Raw genomic sequence first — 20,493 nt, 5'->3', positions numbered from 1 at the left:
ATGTGGCCTCGGTGTGCGCGTGGGTCAGAGCGCCCTGAGGCCGTTGATCACGTCGCGCAGAATACTCTCGTCCGGCAGTTCGGCGGGGGGTACGGGCCGGGTCACGTGGACCAGTTCCGCGTCGACGAGGTCGCCTATGAGGACGCGTACGACGCCGATCGGAAGGTCGAGTTCCGCGGCGAGTTCGGCCACCGACTGGGGTCGCTCACGACACAGGCGGACGATGTCCACGTGCTCCGGGGACAGCGTCTGGTCGGCGCCGGGGTCACCGGAGCGGTCCTCCGCGACGACGAGCGCGATCAGGTCGAGGCGATGCTGGCCCGCGCTGGTGGTGCGGCCTCGTGTCATGGCGTACGGGCGTACCACCGGTCCGGCGTCGTCGTCGAACCAGTGGTGCTTGTCCCGCGTCCACTCCCCGTCTGGGCTCATACCGGACCACTACCCACCGGCGGAGGGTTCGGTACGCGGCGCGGTCCCCAGGTGTACGCCGACCCGCTTGACGAGCAAGGTCATCTCGTAGGCGACGAGACCGACGTCGGAGTCCGCGTCCGACAGGACGGCGAGGCAGCTGCCGTCGCCCGCGGCCGTGACGAAGAGGAAGGCCTCGTCCAGCTCCACGACGGTCTGGCGGACGCTGCCCGCCTCGAAGTGGCGGCCCACGCCCTTGGCCAGGCTGTGGAAGCCGGAGGCGACGGCGGCGAGGTGCTCGCTGTCCTCACGGGTGAGGTCCTTCGAGACACCGGTCGGCAGGCCGTCCCCGGAGAGCACGAGTGCCTTGCGGATGCCGGCGACGCGCTCCACCAGGTCGTCCAGAAGCCAGTTCAGCTCGCCGGAACCGTCGTTCGCGGCGGTGTGTACGGCGGCGTTCGGTTCGGTCATCGACCGTCCCCCTCAGATGTCGTTCCCTGTGCTGTGCCGTCGGAGGCGTTGTCGCCTGCGGCGTTCTCCTCGCGGCCGCGGCGCCAGCCCCGCTGGAGCGAGGCCATTCTGCTGCGGACCTCTTCGGCGTCGCGATCGGCGGGGCGGGCCGAGTGGTTGGGCCCCTCCCGGCCCGCGGCACCGGCGGCGCGCAGGTCGGGTCCTTCCTTGAGCTGCGGCGCGAGATTGGCCTGCCGTACGCGGCGGGGCAGGGCGCCTAGGGCGGGGGCGTTGTCTGCTCGCCCCTGTCCGGGGCCTTCGCTCGCCGGTCGCTGTCCGGGGCCTTCGCTCGCCGGTCGCTGCGTGGGGGTGTTGCCCGCAGGCCGCTGCGCGGGGGCGTCACTCGCCGGTCGCTGCGCGGGGGCGGGGTCGCTCGTCGGTCGCTGCGCGGGAGCGTCGTCCGCGTGTGCCTCGGCGGGAGCGGCGCCCTCCGGTGCCGGCGAGGTGTCGCGTGCCGGTCCGGGCGGGGTGTTGCGCGACGGCCCAGAGGTGCGTGCGGGCTTGGCATCCGGCTCGGCCTCGGCCCTGGGGCGCCTGCGCGGCAGGTCCGACATGGACGCCGAGTTGAGGCGGCGCTCGCGCGGGCCCTCCGAGTCGGCGTCGGGGCGGTACGCGTTCCCTGCCGCGTCCCGCAAGGAAGCCGCGTCCCGGATCGAAGCCGTGTCCCGGATCGGGGACACGGGCTCGGGGGCATCGTCACTCGCGCTCTCGAGCGGCGGCGTCTCCGTGCGGCGGCTGCCCGGCTCGCCGGACCGGCGGCTTTCCGGTTCGCCCGGCCTCGTGTGGGTGACGGGCCTGCCGTGCGAGCTGACGAGCTTGGGTGCCCTGCGGCGCGGCAGGGGCACGAGCCCGTCCACCGCACCAGGGGCGGGCGCGGGAGCGGGACCTATGCGGTCCTCGAACTCGTCGCGCGCGTGCTGGTGCTGCTCGCCCGCGAGCCCACCGGAGCGGCGGCGCGGCCGGAAGAGGCCACCACGCTCGCTGTCCTCATCCTCGAGAGCCCCGGGGAACGATGCGAGGTCCGCCTCCGTCAGCGGTGCCTCCAGCTCCACGGGACCGTCCAGGAGAGAGGCCGGAAGACCCGGGAGCGGGCTGCCCGCAGTGGAAAGGGTCGAGGACCGCGTTCCGGACGCCTCCGCCCGAGCGGCACGGTTCGGGCGGTCGAGACGGAAGCCGACGCCCTCCGTGTCGGGAGCATCCGTGAGCAGCACTTCCGGGATGAAGACGACCGCGGTCGTGCCGCCGTACGGGGACTCCTGGAGGGAGACGCGGACGTTCTGGCGCTGGGCGAGCCGGCTGACCACGAAGAGACCGAGCCGGTCGGTGTCGGAGAGTTCGAACTCGGGCGTCTCGGCGAGGCGAAGGTTGGCGTCGAGGAGCGCCTCGGCCGGCATCCCGAGGCCCCGGTCGTGGATCTCCAGGGTGAAGCCGTTCGCGACGCGCTCGCCGACTACCTGCACGGCGGTGTGCGGCGGCGAGAACACGGTGGCGTTCTCGAGGAGTTCGGCCACGAGGTGGGTGAGGTCGGCGACGGCGGGGCCGGTGACCGCGATGCGCGCGAGGCGGCGCACCTCGATGCGCTCGTAGTCCTCCACCTCGGCGACCGCGGCCCGGACGATGTCCATGAGCTGGACGGGCCTGCGCCACTGGCGGGACGGGGCGGCGCCGGAGAGGATCACCAGGCCCTCGGCGTGCCGTCGCATACGCGTGGTCAGGTGGTCGAGCCGGAACAGGTCGGCGAGTTCGTCGGTGTCCTCGGTCCTGCGCTCCATCGCGTCGAGCAGTGTGAGCTGCTTGTGAAGGAGCACCTGGCTGCGGCGGGCGAGGTTGACGAAGACCTCGGAGACGCCGTGGCGGAGCTCGGCCTGCTTCACCGCGGCCTCGACGGCGGACCGCTGAAGGGTGTTGAGAGCCTGGCCGACCTGCCCGATCTCGTTCCGGTCGTAGGCGAGGCGGGGCGCCTCGGTCTCCACGTCGACGTGTTCGCCGGCCGCGAGGCGGCGCATCACGCTGGGCAGCCGGACGCCGGAGGCCTCGTGGGCCTCCAGGCGAAGGCGTCGCAGGTCACGGACGAGTCCGCGGCCGATACGGACGGACAGGAACAGCGAGAGGAGCAGGGCGATCAGACCGAGTACGCCGGCGATCCCGGCCTGCAGGAAGACGTCGACCGCGATCGGGCGGGCCCGGTTCTCGTAGCGCTCGACGGCGGCGGTGTCGCGTTTGACGAGCTCGTCGAGCACCGGTCCCGAGGCGGCGTCCCACGCGTGCGCGGTGACTCCCCTGGGCGTGCCGGGCGTGGAGTCGGCGAGGGTGTTCTCCGCCGTACGCAGGGCCGCGGTGTCGGCGCTCTTCCAGTAACGCTCGAACTCGGCACGGTCGCCGTCGGGCAGCAGCGCGAGGGTGGTCTCGTACAGGACGTCACGCTGTGCGACGAGGTCGGAGATCTGGCGCAGTTCCTTGTGCGTGATCCTGCGCGCGACGAGCGCCGAGCCGACCAACGCGTCCTCGCGGGACAGCAGTTCACGGGCGCGAAGCACGCCGATGACGGCGCGGCCCTGGCGGTCCATCGTCGAGTTGTCGAAGGAGTTCAGGCTGAACAGGAAGCTGTACGTCGGGTCGATGAGGCGGTTGTAGAAGTCGAGGGCCTGCGCGCGGGTGACGGTGCCCTCGTCGACGTTCCGCCGCAGTGACTCGATGCCGTCGAAGCCCTCGACGACGGTGGCGATGTCCCGCAGGGATTCGCCGCTCATGTCGCCGCGGACACCGGAGTTCTCGGCCTTCGCCTTGATCCTGGCCATGGCCTCGTCGGAGGCGCTGCGGCGGCTGCGCAGTTCGGAGAGGGCGGCGGAGGCGCGGGGGTCGGCCAGATAGACGAGGGTCTGGCGCCGCTCGTTCTGGAGAATGCGTGCGGTGTCGGCGAGTGGGTAACCGATCTCATCGGCGACCTTTTTCGACGACAGGAGCTGGATGGCGGCGCTACCCGTGATCACCGTGGAGAAGGCCCAGATGGCGGTCAGGGACACCAACGGCACCAGGAGCAACGCCACGATCTTCCGGCGGATGGACTTCCCGCGAAAGCGCATGGCCTCCCCCAGATCGACCCCAGTAACCAGGGGTACACATGTGCGGCAACAAACGGCGCGAGCCTACTACTGACGCGGGAGCATCTCGATGGGCTGTCCGGATGCTGTCCGCCGACGGAAGGAGGAGGGCGTCACCATGTGTCCGGTCATTACGGGAGATTGCATCCCGCCAACGCGCACGCCGAATGCGGCTTCATCCGGCCGTACCTGGGCGGCAGTTGGCCGGAATAGATCGTTCCGCCGGTCGGCGTGATGTTCTCGCTATGAGGGGAATCTTTCGGCGTCTCCGTTCGTCCTTTCTCATGAGCGACGAGACAGGGGATACGCGAGAAGCCCGCGCAGTGCGAGCGGGCAGCGTAAAGCGGCGCAATCCGGGCAGCCATCGAAGAGCCCCGGTGCGGGAGCACCCAGGGCGTCGGCTGCGACGGCGGTGGGGAGTGACGAACTGATGGGCACAGCAGAGCGACGCGGGGAGTTGTGGGTCGAGGAGCCGGCCGGGCGGCGCAGGATGCCCGACCCGGTGCGGAGGTCGGCGGTGCGGGCAGTACTGATCGTCGCGCTGACGCTCATACAGGCGGTGATCGCGTTCCTGTGCACCGTCACGGACTCGTGGCTGGCCTTCCCGATGGTGTTGAGCAGCGTGGGAAGCACGATCGTGGCGACCTGGGCCGTTCTGGACGTCTGGGTGACGCGACAGGTGTGGAACCAGCGCAACGGTGTGGTGTCCGCGCCGAACAGCACGGCGAGGCAGCTGCGCAGAGAGCGACGCCAGGCACGCCGGCAGGCCCGCGCGGAGGGCCGTCCGGCCCCTGAACGCATACGCAGGCGCGGCGGCGCGCGTCAGTTGACGCATACATAGAGGTGGGGCGGGTTACGTCGGTACGTCTCGGGGCGGGCCGGTTCAGGTAGTGCGCAGGCCTCCAGCGGCGGCCTGACTGAGGCCGCGCGCCGGTACCGCGGTGGGCGCAAAGGGTTAGGCGACACACCCGACGTGCAGTGGAGAACTGGCCCAGGAAGCTCGCCGGAACCTCCGCAGGCGAACTCCCTCAGGCACCGCGCCAACACCTCAGCAGACAAACCACCCGAGGCCCCGCGTCGGCCGCCCGGTGAACGAAGACTCCATGTGTTCGCCGCCGGCCACGGAAGCCGGTGCCGGCGGCGGGTGTCCTCGCGGGGCGCCTACGCGTCCCGCAGTACGGGTGCCTTACTCGCCCCGCAGTCCGGGGTAGAGGGGGTGTTTGTCGGCCAGTGCGGTGACGCGGGCCTTGAGGGCGGCGGCGTCGTACTGCGGCTTGAGGGCCTCGGCGATGATGTCGGCGACCTCGGTGAAGTCGTCGGTGGTGAAGCCTCGGGTGGCGAGGGCGGGGGTGCCGATGCGCAGGCCGGAGGTGATCATCGGGGGGCGGGGGTCGTTCGGGATGGCGTTGCGGTTGACGGTGATGCCGACCTCGTGGAGGCGGTCCTCGGCCTGCTGGCCGTCCAGCTCGCTGTTGCGCAGGTCGACCAGGACCAGGTGCACGTCCGTGCCGCCCGACAGGACGTCCACGCCGGCGGCCTTGGCGTCGTCCTGGACGAGGCGTTCGGCGAGGATGCGGGCGCCGTCCAGGGTCCGCTGCTGGCGCTCCTTGAACTCGTCGGAGGCGGCGACCTTGAAGGAGACGGCCTTGGCGGCGATCACGTGCTCGAGGGGGCCGCCCTGGAAGCCGGGGAAGACCGCGGAGTTCAGCTTCTTCGCGAAGTCCTTGGAGCGGGCCAGGATGATGCCGCCGCGGGGGCCGCCGAGGGTCTTGTGGGTGGTGGAGGTGACCACGTCCGCGAACGGCACCGGGTTGGGGTGCAGGCCCGCGGCGACCAGGCCGGCGAAGTGCGCCATGTCGACCCACAGCAGGGCGCCGACCTCGTCCGCGATGCGGCGGAATTCGGCGAAGTCGAGGTGGCGGGGGTAGGCGGACCAGCCCGCGATGATGACCTTGGGCTGGTGTTCCTTGGCGAGGCGTTCGACCTCGGCCATGTCGACCAGTCCGGCGTCGTCCACGTGGTAGGCGACCACGTTGAACTGCTTGCCGGAGAAGTTCAGGCGCATCCCGTGGGTGAGGTGGCCGCCGTGGGCGAGGTCGAGGCCCAGGATGGTGTCGCCGGGCTGGGCGATCGCGAAGAGGGCGGCCTGGTTGGCGGAGGCGCCGGAGTGGGGCTGGACGTTGGCGTACTCGGCGCCGAACAGGGTCTTGATCCGGTCGATCGCGATCTGCTCGGCGACGTCGACGTGCTCGCAGCCGCCGTAGTAGCGGCGGCCGGGGTAACCCTCGGCGTACTTGTTCGTCAGGACGGAGCCCTGGGCCTCCATGACGGCGACCGGGGCGAAGTTCTCCGACGCGATCATTTCCAGGGTGGACTGCTGGCGGTGCAGCTCGGCGTCGAGGGCCGCGGCGACGTCCGGGTCCAGCTCGTGCAGCGGAGTGTTCAGGAGCGACACATGGTCTCCAGGGAGGACGGCGTGCGAGGAAGAAGAGGGGACAGGCTCGATCGGGTCGACGCAGGCGACGGACATCGTCACAGGGCGACCGGCTGGGCGGCCTCGGCCACCACGGGCTGGGCGGCGACCTCCACCACCAGCGGCTGGGCGGCGACCTCCGCCACGACCGGCTGCGCCTCGGCGCGGGCAAGTTCCCGGCGCAGCTTGGTGAACGGACGCGGCCGGTTGATGGCGATGGCCGCCGTGGTCACCCCGTCGCGCTCGTACAGGGCGAGGAAGCTGCCCTCGTCCACCGAGCCCTCGACGACGCGGACCTGGTCCCCGTCCCGCCTGCGCCCGGCGTACTGGATGCGCGAGCTGTACTGGTCCGACCAGAAGTACGGCAGCGGTCGCACGGTCTCGACGGTGCGGCCCGCGAGCAGGTTGCGCACGGCGACGCGCGGCTGGGCGGTCGCGCTCGTCCAGTGCTCGGCCCGCGCCCCGCCGACGCGTGCCACGTCGCCCACGGCCACGACCTGGGGCAGCGCGGTGACGCAGCCGTCGTCGCACAGGACCCCGTCCCCGAGCGCCAGCGTCGAACCGGCGAGCCAGCCGGTGTTGGGGATGGCGCCGATGCCGACGACGACCACGTCGGCCGGGAGGATCCGCCCGTCGGCGAGCTCCACCGAGTTGACCGCGAGTTCACCGTGGAGGGCCGCGACGCCCACGCCGGTCACCAGTTCCACGCCACCGCGGTGGTGGAGTCCCGCGCACACGGCGGCCATCTCGGGGCCGAGCTGCGGCAGGAGCGGCAGCGGCGCCGCCTCGACGACGGTCACGTCGTGGCCCATCCCGGCGCACGACGACGCCGTCTCGGCGCCGATGAAGCCGCCGCCGATCACGACCACGCGCTTCGGGCCCTCGATCAGCGCGGCACGCAGGGAGCGGGCGTCGTCCAGGGTGCGGAGGGTGTGCACGCCCATGAGCGCGGGGCCCGGCAGCCGGCGGGCGCTCGCTCCCGTGGCGATGACGACGCCGTCCGTGGAGACCGTGCGGCCGTCCTCCAGGAGGACGGTGCGACCGCGCGAGTCGAGCCCGCGGGCCCGCACGCCGAACATCCACTCGGCGCCGAGTTCCAGCGTCTCGTCGACATCGGAGAGGGCGAGCTGGTCCTCGCCGGCCTTGCCGGTGAGGAAGTCCTTGGAGAGGGGAGGGCGGTCGTAGGGCCGGTGGGTCTCCTCGCCGACGATGACCAGGCGTCCGTCGAATCCCTGGGCGCGCAGCTCGCGGGCGGCGTACAGGCCGGAGAGCGAGGCGCCCACCACGGTGACAGTCTTCATGCCCGACTCACTCCTCGTTCCGTTGACGGTGCTCATGCGGCGGTACCTTCCTCGGCGGCCGGGTGGACGTGGACCATGCCGTCTTCGACGGTCACCCGGTGGGTCCGTACGGGGCGTCGGGCGGGCAGGCAGGTCGGCTGCCCGTTACGGAGATCGAATGAAGCCTCGTGAAGCGGGCATTCGACCAGACAGCCCTCCAGATAACCCTCGGACAGGGATGCGTCCTGGTGGGTGCAGGTGTCGTCGATGGCGTACAGCTCACCGTCTGCGTTGAAGACGGCGATGGGCGGTGCGGTGTCGATGCGGACGGATCCGCCTTCGGGGAGGTCTTCAATGCGGCAGACGGGAATCACGGGCCCCCCTTGGTCCAGGACTGTCTGACGAAGGACTGTTCGGTAACATGCGTTTCGCATGGCGCACGAGGAAGCGCTATACGCAACAGAATCCGGTCGAGAGCCCATCGCGTCAAGGGCTTCACGAAGAAGCGACCCGACGAAGGGTCGCCAGGTGGTGAGAGTTGAGTGATGACCCGCAAGAAGTCGCAGGCTGAAGCAGGTACGGCAGCGGAAAGACCATCGAAGGGCGCGGCCGGCGCCGTCCAGTCCGTGGACCGCGCGGTGAGCGTTCTGGAGATCCTCGCCCGGCACGGCGAGGCGGGCGTCACGGAGATCGCCGACGAGCTGGACGTCCACAAGTCGACGGCGTTCCGGCTCCTCGGCGTACTGGAGAACCGGGGCCTCGTAGGGCAGGCGAAGGACCGGGGGAAGTACTACCTGGGAGCGGGTGTGCTGCGCCTCGCGGGGGCGGCGGCAGTACGGCTCGACATCTCCCAGGAGGGCGTGCCCGTCTGCCGGGAGCTGGCCGACGAGCTGGGCGAGACGGTCAACATCGCGATCCTCGACGACGACGTCGCCGTGAACATCATGCAGGCGCGCGGCTCCGCGTCCGTGACCGCGCAGAACTGGCTGGGCAGGCGCACTCCGCTGCACGCCACGTCGAGCGGCAAGGTGCTGCTCGCACACCTTCAGCCGACGCTGCGCGAGGGACTGCTCGCCCGGCAGCTGGCCCGTTTCACGCCGCACACGGCGACCGGCGCGGTGGCACTGAGGGCCGAGCTGGAGGCCGTACTGGAGCAGGGGTTCGCGGTGGCCGTCGAGGAGCTGGAAATCGGCCTCGCCGCGGTGGCGGCGCCCGTGTTCGCGCACGACGGAAAGGTCATCGGCGCGATCAGCACGTCGGGCCCCGTCTACCGGCTCACCGAGGAGCACCTTCCGGAGCTGGCCAAGCGCACGGTCGCCGCCTCGAACGAGCTGTCGCGGCGGATGGGATACGGGTTCTAGCCGTAGTTCGCACAGCGCGCTTACTGAACGCGGGGTCAGGGAAACCTGGCCCCGCGTTCTTTGTGTGCCGGTGAGGCTTCGCGGCGGCGGTTCGTTTTGCCAAGCCTTCACCTCAACCCCTTGACGGCGCCTTCATGGCGTTTCCAAGATGTCTCTCATCGCGCAACCCATCGTGCATTGCGCAACAGCGAAGGAGTTTGGTCGTGCCCCATGAGGTCCGCGCCGTCGTCGCCGTGAAGAAGGGTGCACCCGTCGAGGTGCAGACCATCGTCGTCCCCGATCCCGGACCGGGCGAGGTCCTGGTCAAGGTGCAGGCCTGCGGGGTCTGCCACACCGATCTGCACTACCGGGAAGGCGCCATCAACGACGACTTCCCGTTCCTGCTCGGCCACGAGGCGGCCGGCACCGTCGAGGCGGTCGGCGACGGCGTCACCGACCTCACCCCGGGCGACTACGTCGTGCTCGCCTGGCGCGCCCCCTGCGGCAACTGCCGTTCCTGCCGACGCGGTCGCCCCTGGTACTGCTTCGACTCGCGCAACGCGACGCAGCCGATGACACTCCTGGACGGCACCCCGCTCAGCCCCGCGCTCGGCATCGGCGCCTTCGCCGAGAAGACGCTGGTCGCGGCAGGTCAGGCGGTCAAGGTCGACCCGGCGGCCCGCCCCGAGGCAGCCGGCCTGATCGGCTGCGGCGTGATGGCCGGCTACGGCGCGGCCGTGAACACGGGCAACGTCCAGAACGGCGACACGGTCGCCGTCATCGGCTGCGGCGGCGTCGGCAACGCGGCCATCGCGGGCGCCTGCCTCAACGGCGCGCGCCGCGTCATCGCCGTCGACATCGACGACAAGAAGCTCGACCAGGCGGAGAAGTTCGGCGCCACGCACACGGTCAACTCCCGTGGCACGGACCCGATCGAGGCCGTACGCGCCCTCACCGACGGGTTCGGCGTCGACATCGCCATCGACGCGGTCGGCCGCCCGGAGACGTACAAGCAGGCCTTCTACATGCGTGACCACGCGGGCATGTTGGTGCAGGTCGGCGTGCCGGACCCGCAGATGCAGGTGGAGATCCCGCTCATCGACCTGTTCTCGCGCGGCGGTTCCATCAAGTCGTCCTGGTACGGGGACTGCCTGCCGAGCCGGGACTTCCCGGTCCTGATCGACCAGTACCTGTACGGGCTGCTCGACCTGAACGCGTTCGTCACCGAGACGATCTCCCTCGACCAGGTGGAGGAGGCGTTCGCGAAGATGCACCGCGGTGAGGTGCTGCGTTCGGTGGTGGTCCTGTGAGCTCCGGGGTCCGCGCCGAACGTGTCGTCACCTCCGGCACGTTCAGCCTCGACGGCGAGACCTTCGACGTCGACAACAACGTCTGGCTGATCGGCGACGACGCCGAGGTCCTGATCGTCGACGCCGCGCACGACGCGGCCGCGATCACCTCGGCCGTCGCCGGGCGCCGCGTCACCGCGATCGTCTGCACCCACGGGCACGACGACCACATCGGCGCCGCGGCCGAACTGGCCGACGCCACCGGCGCCCCGATCCTCCTGCACCCCGCCGAGCGCGAGCTGTGGGAGACGGTCCACCCGGACCGCAAGCCGGACGCGGAACTGGCCGACGGAATGCTCCTGACCGTCGCCGGCACCGACGTCCGGGTCCTGCACACCCCCGGGCACTCATGGGGCAGTTGCAGCCTCCACGTGCCCTCCCTCGACGCCGTCTTCACGGGCGACACCCTCTTCCACGGCGGCCCGGGCGCGACCGGCCGTTCGTACTCGGACGCCCCCACCATCGTGGCGTCCATCCGCGCCCGGCTGCTCACCCTGCCGGACGGCACGACGGTCCACACCGGCCACGGCCAGGACACGACCATCGCCGCCGAGCGCGCCAACACACCAGCCGCATAAGGCCATTCCATCCCCACCAGCTTGGAGGAGGGGCATGTCCAGCACGCCCGAAAAGCCCGGAACGTCCAGCCCTCGCGTCGTCGTCATCGGCGCCGGAATCGTCGGCTGCTCCCTCGCCGACGAGCTCACCGCGCGCGGCTGGACCGACGTCACCGTCCTCGAACAGGGCCCGCTGCCGGCCCCCGGCGGCTCCACCTCGCACGCACCGGGCCTGGTCTTCCAGACGGGCCCGTCCAAGACCCTCACGGCCTTCGCCCAGTACACGGTGGAGAAGTTCAACTCCCTTGAAGTGGACGGACTTCCCTGCTTCAACCCGGTGGGCGGCCTGGAGCTGGCGACCACCCCCGAACGCTGGGCCGACCTGCACCGCAAGGCCGGTTACGCCGCGTCCTGGGGCGTCCGGGGCGAGCTGGTCGACGCCGCGCGCTGCAAGGAACTGTGGCCCCTCGTCGACGAGTCGGCGGTCCTCGGCGGCTTCCACACCCCCGACGACGGACTCGCCCGCGCGCTGCTCGCCTCCCGCGCCCAGATGGCCCGGGCGCAGGCACGCGGTGCCACCTTCCTCGACCGCCACACGGTCACCGGCATCGAGCAGGAGGACGGCAAGGTCACCGCCGTCGTCACCGACCGCGGCACCTTCCCCGCCGACCACGTCGTGTCCGCGGCCGGCTTCTGGGGCCCGGTCATCGGCCGGATGGCCGGAGTCGACGTACCGCTCCTGCCCCTGGCGCACCAGTACGCGAAGACCAAGCCCATGGCGGAGCTCGAAGGGGTCAACGACCCCCGCACGGAAGCCTCGAAGCCGATCCTCCGCTTCCAGGACCGTGACCTGTACTTCCGTGAGCACACCGACCGCATCGGCATCGGCAGCTACGCCCACAAGCCGCTCCCCGTCGACCCGTTCGCGGTCCTCGACTACGACGCGGCCCGCGCGAACGAGCTGGACATGCCGTCCTCCCTCCCCTTCACCGAGGAGGACTGGGAGCCCAGCTGGGAGGACTGCCGCTGGCTGATCCCCGCCCTGAAGGACACGGAGATCGAGGCGGGCTTCAACGGCGTCTTCTCGTTCACCCCCGACGGGATGCCCGTGCTCGGCGAGTCCCGTGCGCTGCGCGGCTTCTGGCTGGCCGAGGCCGTCTGGGTCACGCACTCCGCGGGCGTCGCGAAGGCCGTCGCCGAGTGGATGGTCGACGGACAGCCGTCCATCGACATCCACGAGTGCGACCTCACCCGCTTCGAAGACGCCCAGCGCTCCCCCGCCTACGTCCGCGAGCGCGGATCGCAGCAGTTCGCCGAGGTCTACGACGTCCTGCACCCGCTCCAGCCTGCGGAGCAGCCGCGTCCCCTGCGCGTCAGCCCGTTCTACGCCCGCCAGCAGGAACTCGGCGCGTACTTCCTGGAGGGCGGCGGCTGGGAGCGTCCGCACTGGTACGAGGCGAACGCGGATCTGCCCACCGGTGACCTGCCCGAGCGCGACGCGTGGTCGGCCGCCTACTGGTCGCCCATCGCGGCGGCCGAGGCGAAGGCCACCCGCGAGAAGGTCGCGCTCTACGACATGACGCCGCTGCGCCGCCTCGAGGTCACGGGCCCCGGCGCCCTGGACTTCCTCCAGCGCATGACGTCGAACAACCTCGCCAAGAAGCCGGGCGCGGTCACGTACACGCTGCTTCTGAACGAGCGCGGCGGAATCCGTTCCGACCTGACCGTCGCCCGTCTCGCGCCGGACCTGTTCCAGATCGGCGCCAACTCGCCCGCCGACCTCGACTGGCTCACGCGGCACGCGCCGGCCGAAGGCGTGCAGATCCGGGACATCACCTCCGGCACCTGCTGCATCGGCGTCTGGGGTCCGCTGGCCCGCGATCTCGTCCAGCCGCTCACCCGGGACGATTTCAGCCACGAGGGCTTCGGCTACTTCCGCGCCAAGCAGACCTACCTCGGCCACGTCCCCGTCACAGCGATGCGCCTGAGCTACGTCGGTGAACTGGGCTGGGAGCTGTACACCACCGCCGACATGGGGCTCCGCCTCTGGGACACGCTGTGGGAGGCGGGCCGCGAGCACGGGGTCATCGCCGCCGGACGCTCGGCGTTCAACAGCCTGCGCCTGGAGAAGGGGTACCGCTCCTGGGGCCACGACATGACCGAGGAGCACGACCCGTACGAGTCGGGCGTCGGTTTCGCGGTGCGCATGGACCGCGGTGACTTCCTCGGCAAGGCGGCGCTGGAAGCGAAGGGGGACCCGGCGCGCAAGCTGACGCCGCTCCTCCTGGACGACCCGGCGTCCGTCGTCCTCGGCAAGGAGCCCGTCCACGTCGACGGCGCCCCGGCCGGCTACGTCACCAGCGCCTCCTACGGCTACACGCTGGGCCGTTGTGTCGCGTACGCGTGGCTGCCGCCGCTGGCCGCCGGGACCGGTGTGCACATCGAGTACTTCGGCGAGAAGGTCCCCGCGACCGTCGCCGAGGAGCCGCTCTTCGACCCGAAGATGACCCGCATCCGCCGCTAGTCACCCGGAGGTTACCGACCATGTCTCCCACCTATGACGTGATCGTGATCGGCCTCGGCGGCATGGGCAGCGCCGCCGCCCACCACCTGTCCGCGCGCGGGGCCCGTGTGCTCGGCCTGGAGAAGTTCGGCCCCGTCCACAGCCACGGCTCCAGCCACGGCGGTTCGCGCATCATCCGGCAGTCCTACTTCGAGGACCCGGCGTACGTGCCGCTGCTGCTGCGCTCGTACGAGCTGTACGCGGACCTTGAGCGGGCCACCGGGCGCGAGGTCACCACGCTGTGCGGCGGGGTGATGCTCGGCCGGCCCGACTCCCGTACCGTCTCGGGCTCCCTGCTGTCGGCCCTGGAGTGGGACCTGCCGCACGAGATGCTCGGCGCCCGCGACATCCGCCGCCGCTTCCCGACGCTCACGCCGAAGGACGACGAGGTGGCGCTCTACGAGGAGCGGGCCGGTCTGGTCCGCCCCGAGCACACGGTCGCCGCCCATCTCCAGCTCGCGACCCGTCAGGAGGCCGACCTCCACTTCGAGGAGCCGATGACGCGCTGGGAGCCGTACAAGGACGGCGTGCGGGTGCACACGGCCGAGAACACGTACACGGCAAGCCAGTTGGTGATCTGCCCCGGCGCGTGGGCGCCGGACCTGCTCACCGATCTGGGGGTGCCGTTCACCATCGAGCGGCAGGTCATGTACTGGTTCCAGCCGACCACGGGGACCGCTCCGTTCCGCTCGGACAACCACCCGGTGTACATCTGGGAGGACGCGGCCGGCGTCCAGACCTACGGCTTCCCGTCCATCGACGGGCCCGACATGGGCGCGAAGGTCGCCTTCTTCCGCAAGGGCGTCGAGTGCACCCCGGACACCATCGACCGGACCGTGCACGACCACGAGGTCAGGGCCATGGCGGACCACCTGGCGGGCCAGATCCCCAGCCTGCCGGGCACCTTCCTCAAGGCCGCGACCTGCATGTACTCGAACACGCCGGACGAGCACTTCGTGATCGCCCGGCACCCGGCCCACCCCGAGAACGTCACCGTGGCCTGCGGGTTCTCCGGCCACGGCTTCAAGTTCGTGCCCGTCGTCGGCGAGATCGTCGCCGACCTCGCGCTCACCGGCACCACCGATCACCCCATCGAGCTCTTCGACCCCAGCCGCCTCGCCGCCGCGCCCGCCTGAGGAGTACGCACGTGACGACGACCCCCGTCTCCCCCAGCCTGATGGCCACTCTGCCCGGCCATTTCTACACCGATCCGGAGATCTTCCGGCAGGAGCAGGAACGCATCTTCGAGCAGATGTGGTTCTGTGCCGTGCGCTCCGCGGACCTCGACAAGCCCGGCGCGTTCCGCACCGTCCAGGTCGGCCGCGAGAGCGTCCTCATCACCCGCTCCCGCACCGGCGAGCTGAGGGCCTTCCTCAACGTCTGCCGCCACCGGGGCGCCCGCCTGTGCACCGAGGAGTCCGGCGAGGTCCGCCGCAACCTCCAGTGCCCGTACCACGCGTGGACCTACGACCTCGACGGCAAGCTCATCGCGGCGCCGAACCTGGTGCAGATGCCGGACGTCGACCGCACCGAGTACGGCCTGGTCAAGGTGGCCCTGCGCGAGTGGCTCGGCTACGCCTGGGTGTCCCTGGCCGACACGCCGCCCTCCTTCGAGGAGACCGTGATCGGCGCCGCCGTCGAGCGGCTCGGCGACACCGCGTCCATCGAGCGCTACGGCACCGAGAAGCTGGCGCTCGGCAAGCGCATCACGTACGACGTGAAGTCCAACTGGAAGCTGATCGTCGAGAACTTCATGGAGTGCTACCACTGCGCGACGATCCACCCCGAACTGACCGACGTGCTACCGGAGTTCGCGGACGGCTACGCGGCCCAGTACTACGTGGGCCACGGCGCCGAGTTCGGTGACGAGGTCAAGGGCTTCACCGTCGACGGCAGCGAGGGCTTCGGCCGGCTGCCCGAGGTCGCCGAGGACCAGGACCGCCGCTACTACGCGATCACCGTGAAGCCGACCGTCTTCATCAACCTCGTGCCCGACCACGTCATCCTGCACCGGATGTTCCCGATGGCCGAGGACCGCACGATCGTCGAGTGCGACTGGCTGTACGCACCCGACGTCATCGAGTCCGGCGCGGACGTCACGAAGTCCGTGGAGCTGTTCCACCGGGTCAACGCCCAGGACTTCGAGGCCTGCGAGCGGACCCAGCCGGCGATGAACTCCCGCGCCTACCGCCGGGGCGGCGTACTCGTGCCGACCGAGCACCACATCGGCATCTTCCACGAATGGCTGACCGAACAACTGGGTGGTAACCGTGCCTGACCTGTACATCGGCGGTGTCTGGACCACCGCCCGGGACGAGCGGACCCGTGAGATCCGGTGCCCCGCGGACGGCTCGCTCGTCGCCGTGGTCGACGAGGCGGGTGCCAAGGACACCGCCGACGCGATCGCGGCCGCCCGGCACGCCTTCGACAAGGGGCCGTGGCCCCGGATGACGGCGGCCGAGCACGGCGACCTGCTGCTTCGGGTGGCCGACCTGCTCGAACGCGACAAGGACGCGCTGGCCCGCGCCGAGTCCCTGGACACCGGCAAGCGGCTCGTCGAGAGCGCGTACGACATCGACGACATCGCGAACTGCTTCCGCTACTTCGGGCGGCTCGCGGCGGCCGACACGGGCCGCGTCGTCGAGACGGGCACCGAGGACACGGACAGCCGGGTCGTGTACGAGCCGGTCGGGGTGTGCGCCCTGATCACGCCGTGGAACTACCCGCTGCTGCAGACCGCCTGGAAGGTCGCCCCCGCGCTCGCGGCCGGCAACACCTTCGTCCTCAAGCCGAGCGAGCTGACCCCGCACACGGCGATCCACCTGATGCGCCTGCTCGAAGAGGCGGGGCTGCCTCCGGGCGTCGCCAACCTGGTGCTCGGCGCGGGCCCGGACGCGGGCGCTCCGCTCGGCGACCACCCGGACGTCGACCTGGTGTCGTTCACCGGTGGCCTGCAGACGGGACGCGGTCTGATGGCCGCCGCGGCGGGCTCGGTGAAGAAGGTGGCGCTCGAACTCGGCGGCAAGAACCCGAACGTCGTGTTCGCCGACGCCGACTTCGAGACGGCCGTCGACATGGCGCTCACCGCGATCTTCCTGCACTCGGGCCAGGTCTGCTCGGCCGGCGCCCGCCTCCTCGTGGAGGACTCGCTGCACGACCGGTTCGTCGACGAGGTCGTGCGGCGGGCCGAACTCATCAGGCTGGGCGGCCCGTTCGACGAGAGCGCGCAGACGGGACCGCTGATCTCGGCGCAGCACCGCGCCAAGGTCGAGGCGTACGTCGCGCGGGGCGTCGAGGAGGGGGCGGTGCTGCGCTGCGGCGGCGCCCGGCCCGACGGGGCGGCGTACGAGAACGGCTTCTACTACCTGCCGACCGTTCTCGACGAGTGCAGCAGCGGCATGTCCGTCGTGCAGGACGAGTCCTTCGGCCCGGTCCTGACCGTCGAGCGGTTCACCACCGAGGACGAGGCGGTCCGGCTCGCGAACGACTCGATCTACGGGCTCGCGGGCGCCGTCTGGACGACCGACGAGGGGAAGGCGGCGCGCGTCGCGGCCGGTCTCCGGCTCGGCACGGTGTGGATCAACGACTACCACCCGTACGTCCCGCAGGCCGAATGGGGCGGCTACAAGCAGTCGGGCTTCGGCCGCGAGCTGGGCCCGGCGGGCCTCGCCGAGTACCGCGAGACCAAGCACATCTGGCGCAACACGCGGCCCGTGCCGCAGGGCTGGTTCGACCAGCCCGAGGCGTCCCCGGCCGAGGGAGACGCATCATGAGCCAGAAGCAGGGCGAGAGCGCGGCGCAGGGCGTCGACGACGCGGAACTCGCGGAGTTCGGCTACAAGCCGGAGCTCAAGCGCACCCTGGGCAGTTTCCACACCTTCGCCGCCGGCATCAGCTACATCTCCATCCTGACCGGCACCTTCCAGCTCTTCTACTTCGGTTTCGCCAGCGGCGGGCCCGCGTACTGGTGGTCCTGGCCGATGGTGTTCTGCGGCCAGTTCATGGTCGCCCTGTGCTTCGCCGAGCTGGCGGCCCGCTATCCCGTCGCGGGGTCGGTCTACAACTGGGCGAAGAAGGTGGGCAACCCGCACGTCGGCTGGCTCGCCGGCTGGATGATGCTGCTGGCCTCGATCGTGTCCATCGCGGCCGTGGCGCTCGCCTACCAGCTCACGCTGCCGCAGATCTCGAAGGCGTTCCAGTTCGTCGGGGACGGCACGGGCCAGTACGACGTCGCGACGAACGCCGTCATCCTGGCCGGCGTACTGATCCTGTTCACGACGCTCGTCAACGCCTTCGGCGTGAAGCTGATGGCGACCATCAACACGGCCGGTGTCTTCCTCGAACTGATCGCGACGGTCGCCCTGATCGTGCTGTTCGCGGTGCACGTCGTACGCGGCCCGCAGGTCGTGACGCACACGGCGGGCACGGGCCACGGCCAGCCCTTCGGCTACATGGGCGCGTTCCTCGTGGCGTCGCTGGCCTCCGCGTACGTCATGTACGGCTTCGACACGGCGGCCTCGCTCGGTGAGGAGTCGCTCGACCCGTGCCGCAACGCGCCGCGCGCCATCATCCGCGCGATCTTCGCCTCGTTCGTCCTCGGCGGTCTGATCCTGCTGCTCGCCCTGATGAGCGTGTCGAGCCTGACCGGCAAGAAGCTGAAGACGGACGGCCTGCAGTACGTCGTCCTCGACGTGCTCGGCCCGACGGCCGGCAAGGCGATGCTGTGGTGCGTCCTGATCGCGGTCACGGTGTGCGCGCTCGCCGTGCACACGGCGGCGATCCGACTCGCCTTCGCGATGTCGCGTGACAACAACCTCCCGGCGTCGTCGGTCCTCGGCCAGGTCAGCCCGCGCTTCAAGACGCCGGTCGCCCCCGCCATCGTCATCGGTGTCCTGGCGCTCGGGATCCTGGTGGTCAACATCCGCCAGCCGCAGATCTTCACCGTGGTCACCAGCATCGGCATCATCATGATCTACCTCGCCTATCTGCTGGTCACCGTGCCGATGCTGATCGCGCGGCTGCGCGGCAAGTGGCAGCCCGCCACCGAGGGCAAGTTCTCGCTCGGCCGCTGGGGACTGCCCGTCAACATCCTCGCCGTGCTGTGGGGCGGCCTGATGACGCTCAACCTGATCTGGCCGCGCTCGGCCGTCTACAACGCCACCGCCCCCTACCACTGGTACCTGCGCTGGGGCGCCGTCCTGTTCATCGGAGTGATCGCGGGCGGCGGCTTCGCCTACTACTGGTTCGTCCAGCGGCACCGCACCGGTGTCCTCGCCGAACACGCGGCCGAGGCCGCCCCGCCCGGAGAGTCCGTCGCCCTGGAGGAGGTCCCCACCCCATGAATCACCCCGTCAACTCTGATGTCTTCGACTACGTCGTCGTCGGCGGCGGCACCGCGGGAAACGTGGTCGCGGCGCGCCTGTCCGAGGACCCGAACGTCACCGTGTGCGTCCTGGAGGCCGGACCGAGCGACGTCGGTGACGACAACGTCCTCCAGCTCGACCGCTGGATGGGCCTGCTGGAATCCGGCTACGACTGGGACTACCCCATCGAACCGCAGGCCAGCGGCAACAGCTTCATGCGGCACGCGCGTGCCAAGGTGCTCGGCGGCTGTTCGTCCCACAACTCGTGCATCGCGTTCTGGGCGCCTGCCGAGGACCTGAACGACTGGGCGGCGGCGGGCTGCAAGGGCTGGGGCGCGGAGGACGTGTTCCCGCTGTACAAGCGGCTGGAGAACAACGACGCGCCGGGCGACCACCACGGCCGCAGCGGCCCGGTGAAGCTGCGCAGCATCAAGGGCGACGACCCGTGCGGCACCGCCCTGCTCGCGGCGTGCGCCGAGGCGGGCATCCCGACGACGCCTTTCAACACGGGCAGCACGGTGATACGCGGAGCCCACTGGTTCCAGATCAACTCCGACGAGAACAACATCCGCCAGTCCTCGTCCGTCGCCTACCTGCACCCGATCATGGGCAAGCGCCAGAACCTGTCGGTGCGGACGGGCATACGGGCCAAGAAGCTCGTGTTCGAGGGCCGGCGCTGCGTGGGTGCCGAGTACATCGACCCCGACCTCATCCACACCCGGACGGTGCGCGCGCGCCGTGAGGTGATCGTCTCCTGCGGGTCCATCGACACCCCGAAGCTCCTCATGCTGTCGGGCATCGGCCCGGCCGCGCATCTGCGCGAGGTCGGCGTGGACGTACTCGTCGACTCCCCCGGCGTCGGCGAGAACCTCCAGGACCACCCCGAGGGCGTGATCATGTGGGAGGCCAAGCAGCCCATGCCCACCACGTCCAACCAGTGGTGGGAGGCCGGCATCTTCTACGACACCGAGCCGGGCCTCGACCGGCCCGACCTGATGTTCCACTACGGCTCCGTGCCCTTCGACATGAACACCACGCGCCACGGCTATCCGACGACGGAGAACGCCTTCTGCCTCACGCCCAACGTGACCCGCGCGAAGTCACGCGGCACCGTCCGGCTGCGCACCCGTGACTACCGGGACAAGCCGATGGTCGACCCGCGGTACTTCACGCACGAGCACGACGCGCGCGTGATGACGTACGGGCTCAAGCTGGCGCGGCGCATCGCCGAGCAGCCAGCGCTCAGCGGCTGGGCGGGCGCCGAGCTGGCTCCGGGACCCGATGTCCGTACCGACGACGAGTTGCTGGACTACATCCACAAGACCCACAACACCGTCTACCACCCGGCCTGCACGGTGAAGATGGGTGCCGACGACGACGTCTCGGCCCCGCTCGACGCGCGGCTGCGCGTGAAGGGGACCGAGGGCCTGCGGGTCTGCGACGGCTCCGTCATGCCGGACCTCGTCACCGTCAACCCGTGCATCACCACGATGATGATCGGCGAGAAGCTGGCCGACATGCTGCGGGCTGACGCGTAGGTCTTGATGAAG

Annotated in this window: 16 protein-coding genes; 10 read left to right on the top strand and 6 right to left on the bottom strand. The window is 70.5% G+C overall.

What is annotated here, in order from left to right; translation table 11 throughout:
* Positions 1-24: 24 nt before the first annotated feature.
* From ABZ893_RS10845 to ABZ893_RS10835, 3 genes are read right to left on the bottom strand one after another with little or no spacing between them, the layout of a single operon-like run.
* The gene (locus ABZ893_RS10845) at positions 25-429 is read right to left on the bottom strand and encodes a DUF742 domain-containing protein (protein WP_361400102.1); all 405 of its coding nucleotides are present in this window, start codon (positions 427-429) and stop codon (positions 25-27) included.
* A 9-nt stretch (positions 430-438) separates the two neighbouring features.
* The gene (locus tag ABZ893_RS10840; protein WP_361400099.1) at positions 439-879 is read right to left on the bottom strand and encodes a roadblock/LC7 domain-containing protein; all 441 of its coding nucleotides are present in this window, start codon (positions 877-879) and stop codon (positions 439-441) included.
* Positions 876-4,001 (bottom strand): nitrate- and nitrite sensing domain-containing protein, encoded by a 3,126-nt coding sequence (locus tag ABZ893_RS10835; RefSeq protein ID WP_361400097.1) that lies wholly within the window; start codon positions 3,999-4,001, stop codon positions 876-878. The genes ABZ893_RS10840 and ABZ893_RS10835 overlap by 4 nt, the downstream gene beginning before the upstream one ends.
* A gap of 430 nt (positions 4,002-4,431) precedes the next feature.
* On the opposite strand from ABZ893_RS10835, the gene ABZ893_RS10830 reads away from it, so the two are divergent.
* Positions 4,432-4,860: a hypothetical protein gene (locus ABZ893_RS10830; RefSeq protein WP_361400094.1), complete on the top strand. Its 429-nt coding sequence runs from the start codon at positions 4,432-4,434 to the stop codon at positions 4,858-4,860.
* Between the two features lie 345 nt (positions 4,861-5,205).
* On the opposite strand, the gene glyA is transcribed toward ABZ893_RS10830, so the two are convergent.
* The 3 genes from glyA to ABZ893_RS10815 form a co-directional block, all read right to left on the bottom strand.
* Entirely contained in the window at positions 5,206-6,474 is a 1,269-nt protein-coding gene (glyA, locus tag ABZ893_RS10825) for a serine hydroxymethyltransferase (protein ID WP_361400219.1), read from the bottom strand.
* 77 nt (positions 6,475-6,551) lie between these two features.
* Positions 6,552-7,793 carry an FAD-dependent oxidoreductase gene (locus tag ABZ893_RS10820; RefSeq protein ID WP_361400091.1) on the bottom strand — a complete coding sequence of 414 codons (1,242 nt, stop codon included), beginning with the start codon at positions 7,791-7,793 and terminating at the stop codon, positions 6,552-6,554.
* Between the two features lie 32 nt (positions 7,794-7,825).
* Positions 7,826-8,146: a bifunctional 3-phenylpropionate/cinnamic acid dioxygenase ferredoxin subunit gene (locus ABZ893_RS10815; protein WP_361400088.1), complete on the bottom strand. Its 321-nt coding sequence runs from the start codon at positions 8,144-8,146 to the stop codon at positions 7,826-7,828.
* Positions 8,147-8,317: 171 nt separating this feature from the next.
* On the opposite strand from ABZ893_RS10815, the gene ABZ893_RS10810 reads away from it, so the two are divergent.
* From ABZ893_RS10810 to ABZ893_RS10770, 9 genes are all read left to right on the top strand, one after another.
* A complete protein-coding gene (locus ABZ893_RS10810) occupies positions 8,318-9,133 on the top strand; it encodes an IclR family transcriptional regulator (RefSeq protein WP_361400085.1) in 816 nt (271 codons plus the stop codon).
* Between the two features lie 203 nt (positions 9,134-9,336).
* The gene (locus ABZ893_RS10805) at positions 9,337-10,422 is read left to right on the top strand and encodes an S-(hydroxymethyl)mycothiol dehydrogenase (RefSeq protein WP_361400082.1); all 1,086 of its coding nucleotides are present in this window, start codon (positions 9,337-9,339) and stop codon (positions 10,420-10,422) included.
* Entirely contained in the window at positions 10,419-11,039 is a 621-nt protein-coding gene (locus ABZ893_RS10800; RefSeq protein ID WP_361400079.1) for an MBL fold metallo-hydrolase, read from the top strand. Before ABZ893_RS10805 ends, ABZ893_RS10800 begins: the two co-directional genes overlap by 4 nt.
* A gap of 34 nt (positions 11,040-11,073) precedes the next feature.
* Complete coding sequence (locus tag ABZ893_RS10795; protein ID WP_361400076.1) at positions 11,074-13,542, top strand: FAD-dependent oxidoreductase; 2,469 nt, start codon at positions 11,074-11,076, stop codon at positions 13,540-13,542.
* A gap of 20 nt (positions 13,543-13,562) precedes the next feature.
* On the top strand, positions 13,563-14,717 hold the full coding sequence (gene solA / locus ABZ893_RS10790) for an N-methyl-L-tryptophan oxidase (protein ID WP_361400074.1): 1,155 nt from the start codon (positions 13,563-13,565) through the stop codon (positions 14,715-14,717).
* 11 nt (positions 14,718-14,728) lie between these two features.
* Positions 14,729-15,859 (top strand): aromatic ring-hydroxylating dioxygenase subunit alpha, encoded by a 1,131-nt coding sequence (locus tag ABZ893_RS10785; RefSeq protein WP_361400072.1) that lies wholly within the window; start codon positions 14,729-14,731, stop codon positions 15,857-15,859.
* A complete protein-coding gene (locus tag ABZ893_RS10780; RefSeq protein WP_361400069.1) occupies positions 15,852-17,354 on the top strand; it encodes an aldehyde dehydrogenase family protein in 1,503 nt (500 codons plus the stop codon). Before ABZ893_RS10785 ends, ABZ893_RS10780 begins: the two co-directional genes overlap by 8 nt.
* Complete coding sequence (locus ABZ893_RS10775; protein ID WP_361400067.1) at positions 17,351-18,922, top strand: amino acid permease; 1,572 nt, start codon at positions 17,351-17,353, stop codon at positions 18,920-18,922. The genes ABZ893_RS10780 and ABZ893_RS10775 overlap by 4 nt, the downstream gene beginning before the upstream one ends.
* A complete protein-coding gene (locus ABZ893_RS10770; RefSeq protein ID WP_361400065.1) occupies positions 18,919-20,481 on the top strand; it encodes a GMC family oxidoreductase N-terminal domain-containing protein in 1,563 nt (520 codons plus the stop codon). The genes ABZ893_RS10775 and ABZ893_RS10770 overlap by 4 nt, the downstream gene beginning before the upstream one ends.
* The last annotated feature ends 12 nt before the right edge of the window (positions 20,482-20,493 follow it).

Source organism: Streptomyces sp. NPDC046821, assembly GCF_040645335.1.
GTDB lineage: Bacteria > Actinomycetota > Actinomycetes > Streptomycetales > Streptomycetaceae > Streptomyces.
This window is presented reverse-complemented; position numbering and strand designations above follow the sequence as displayed.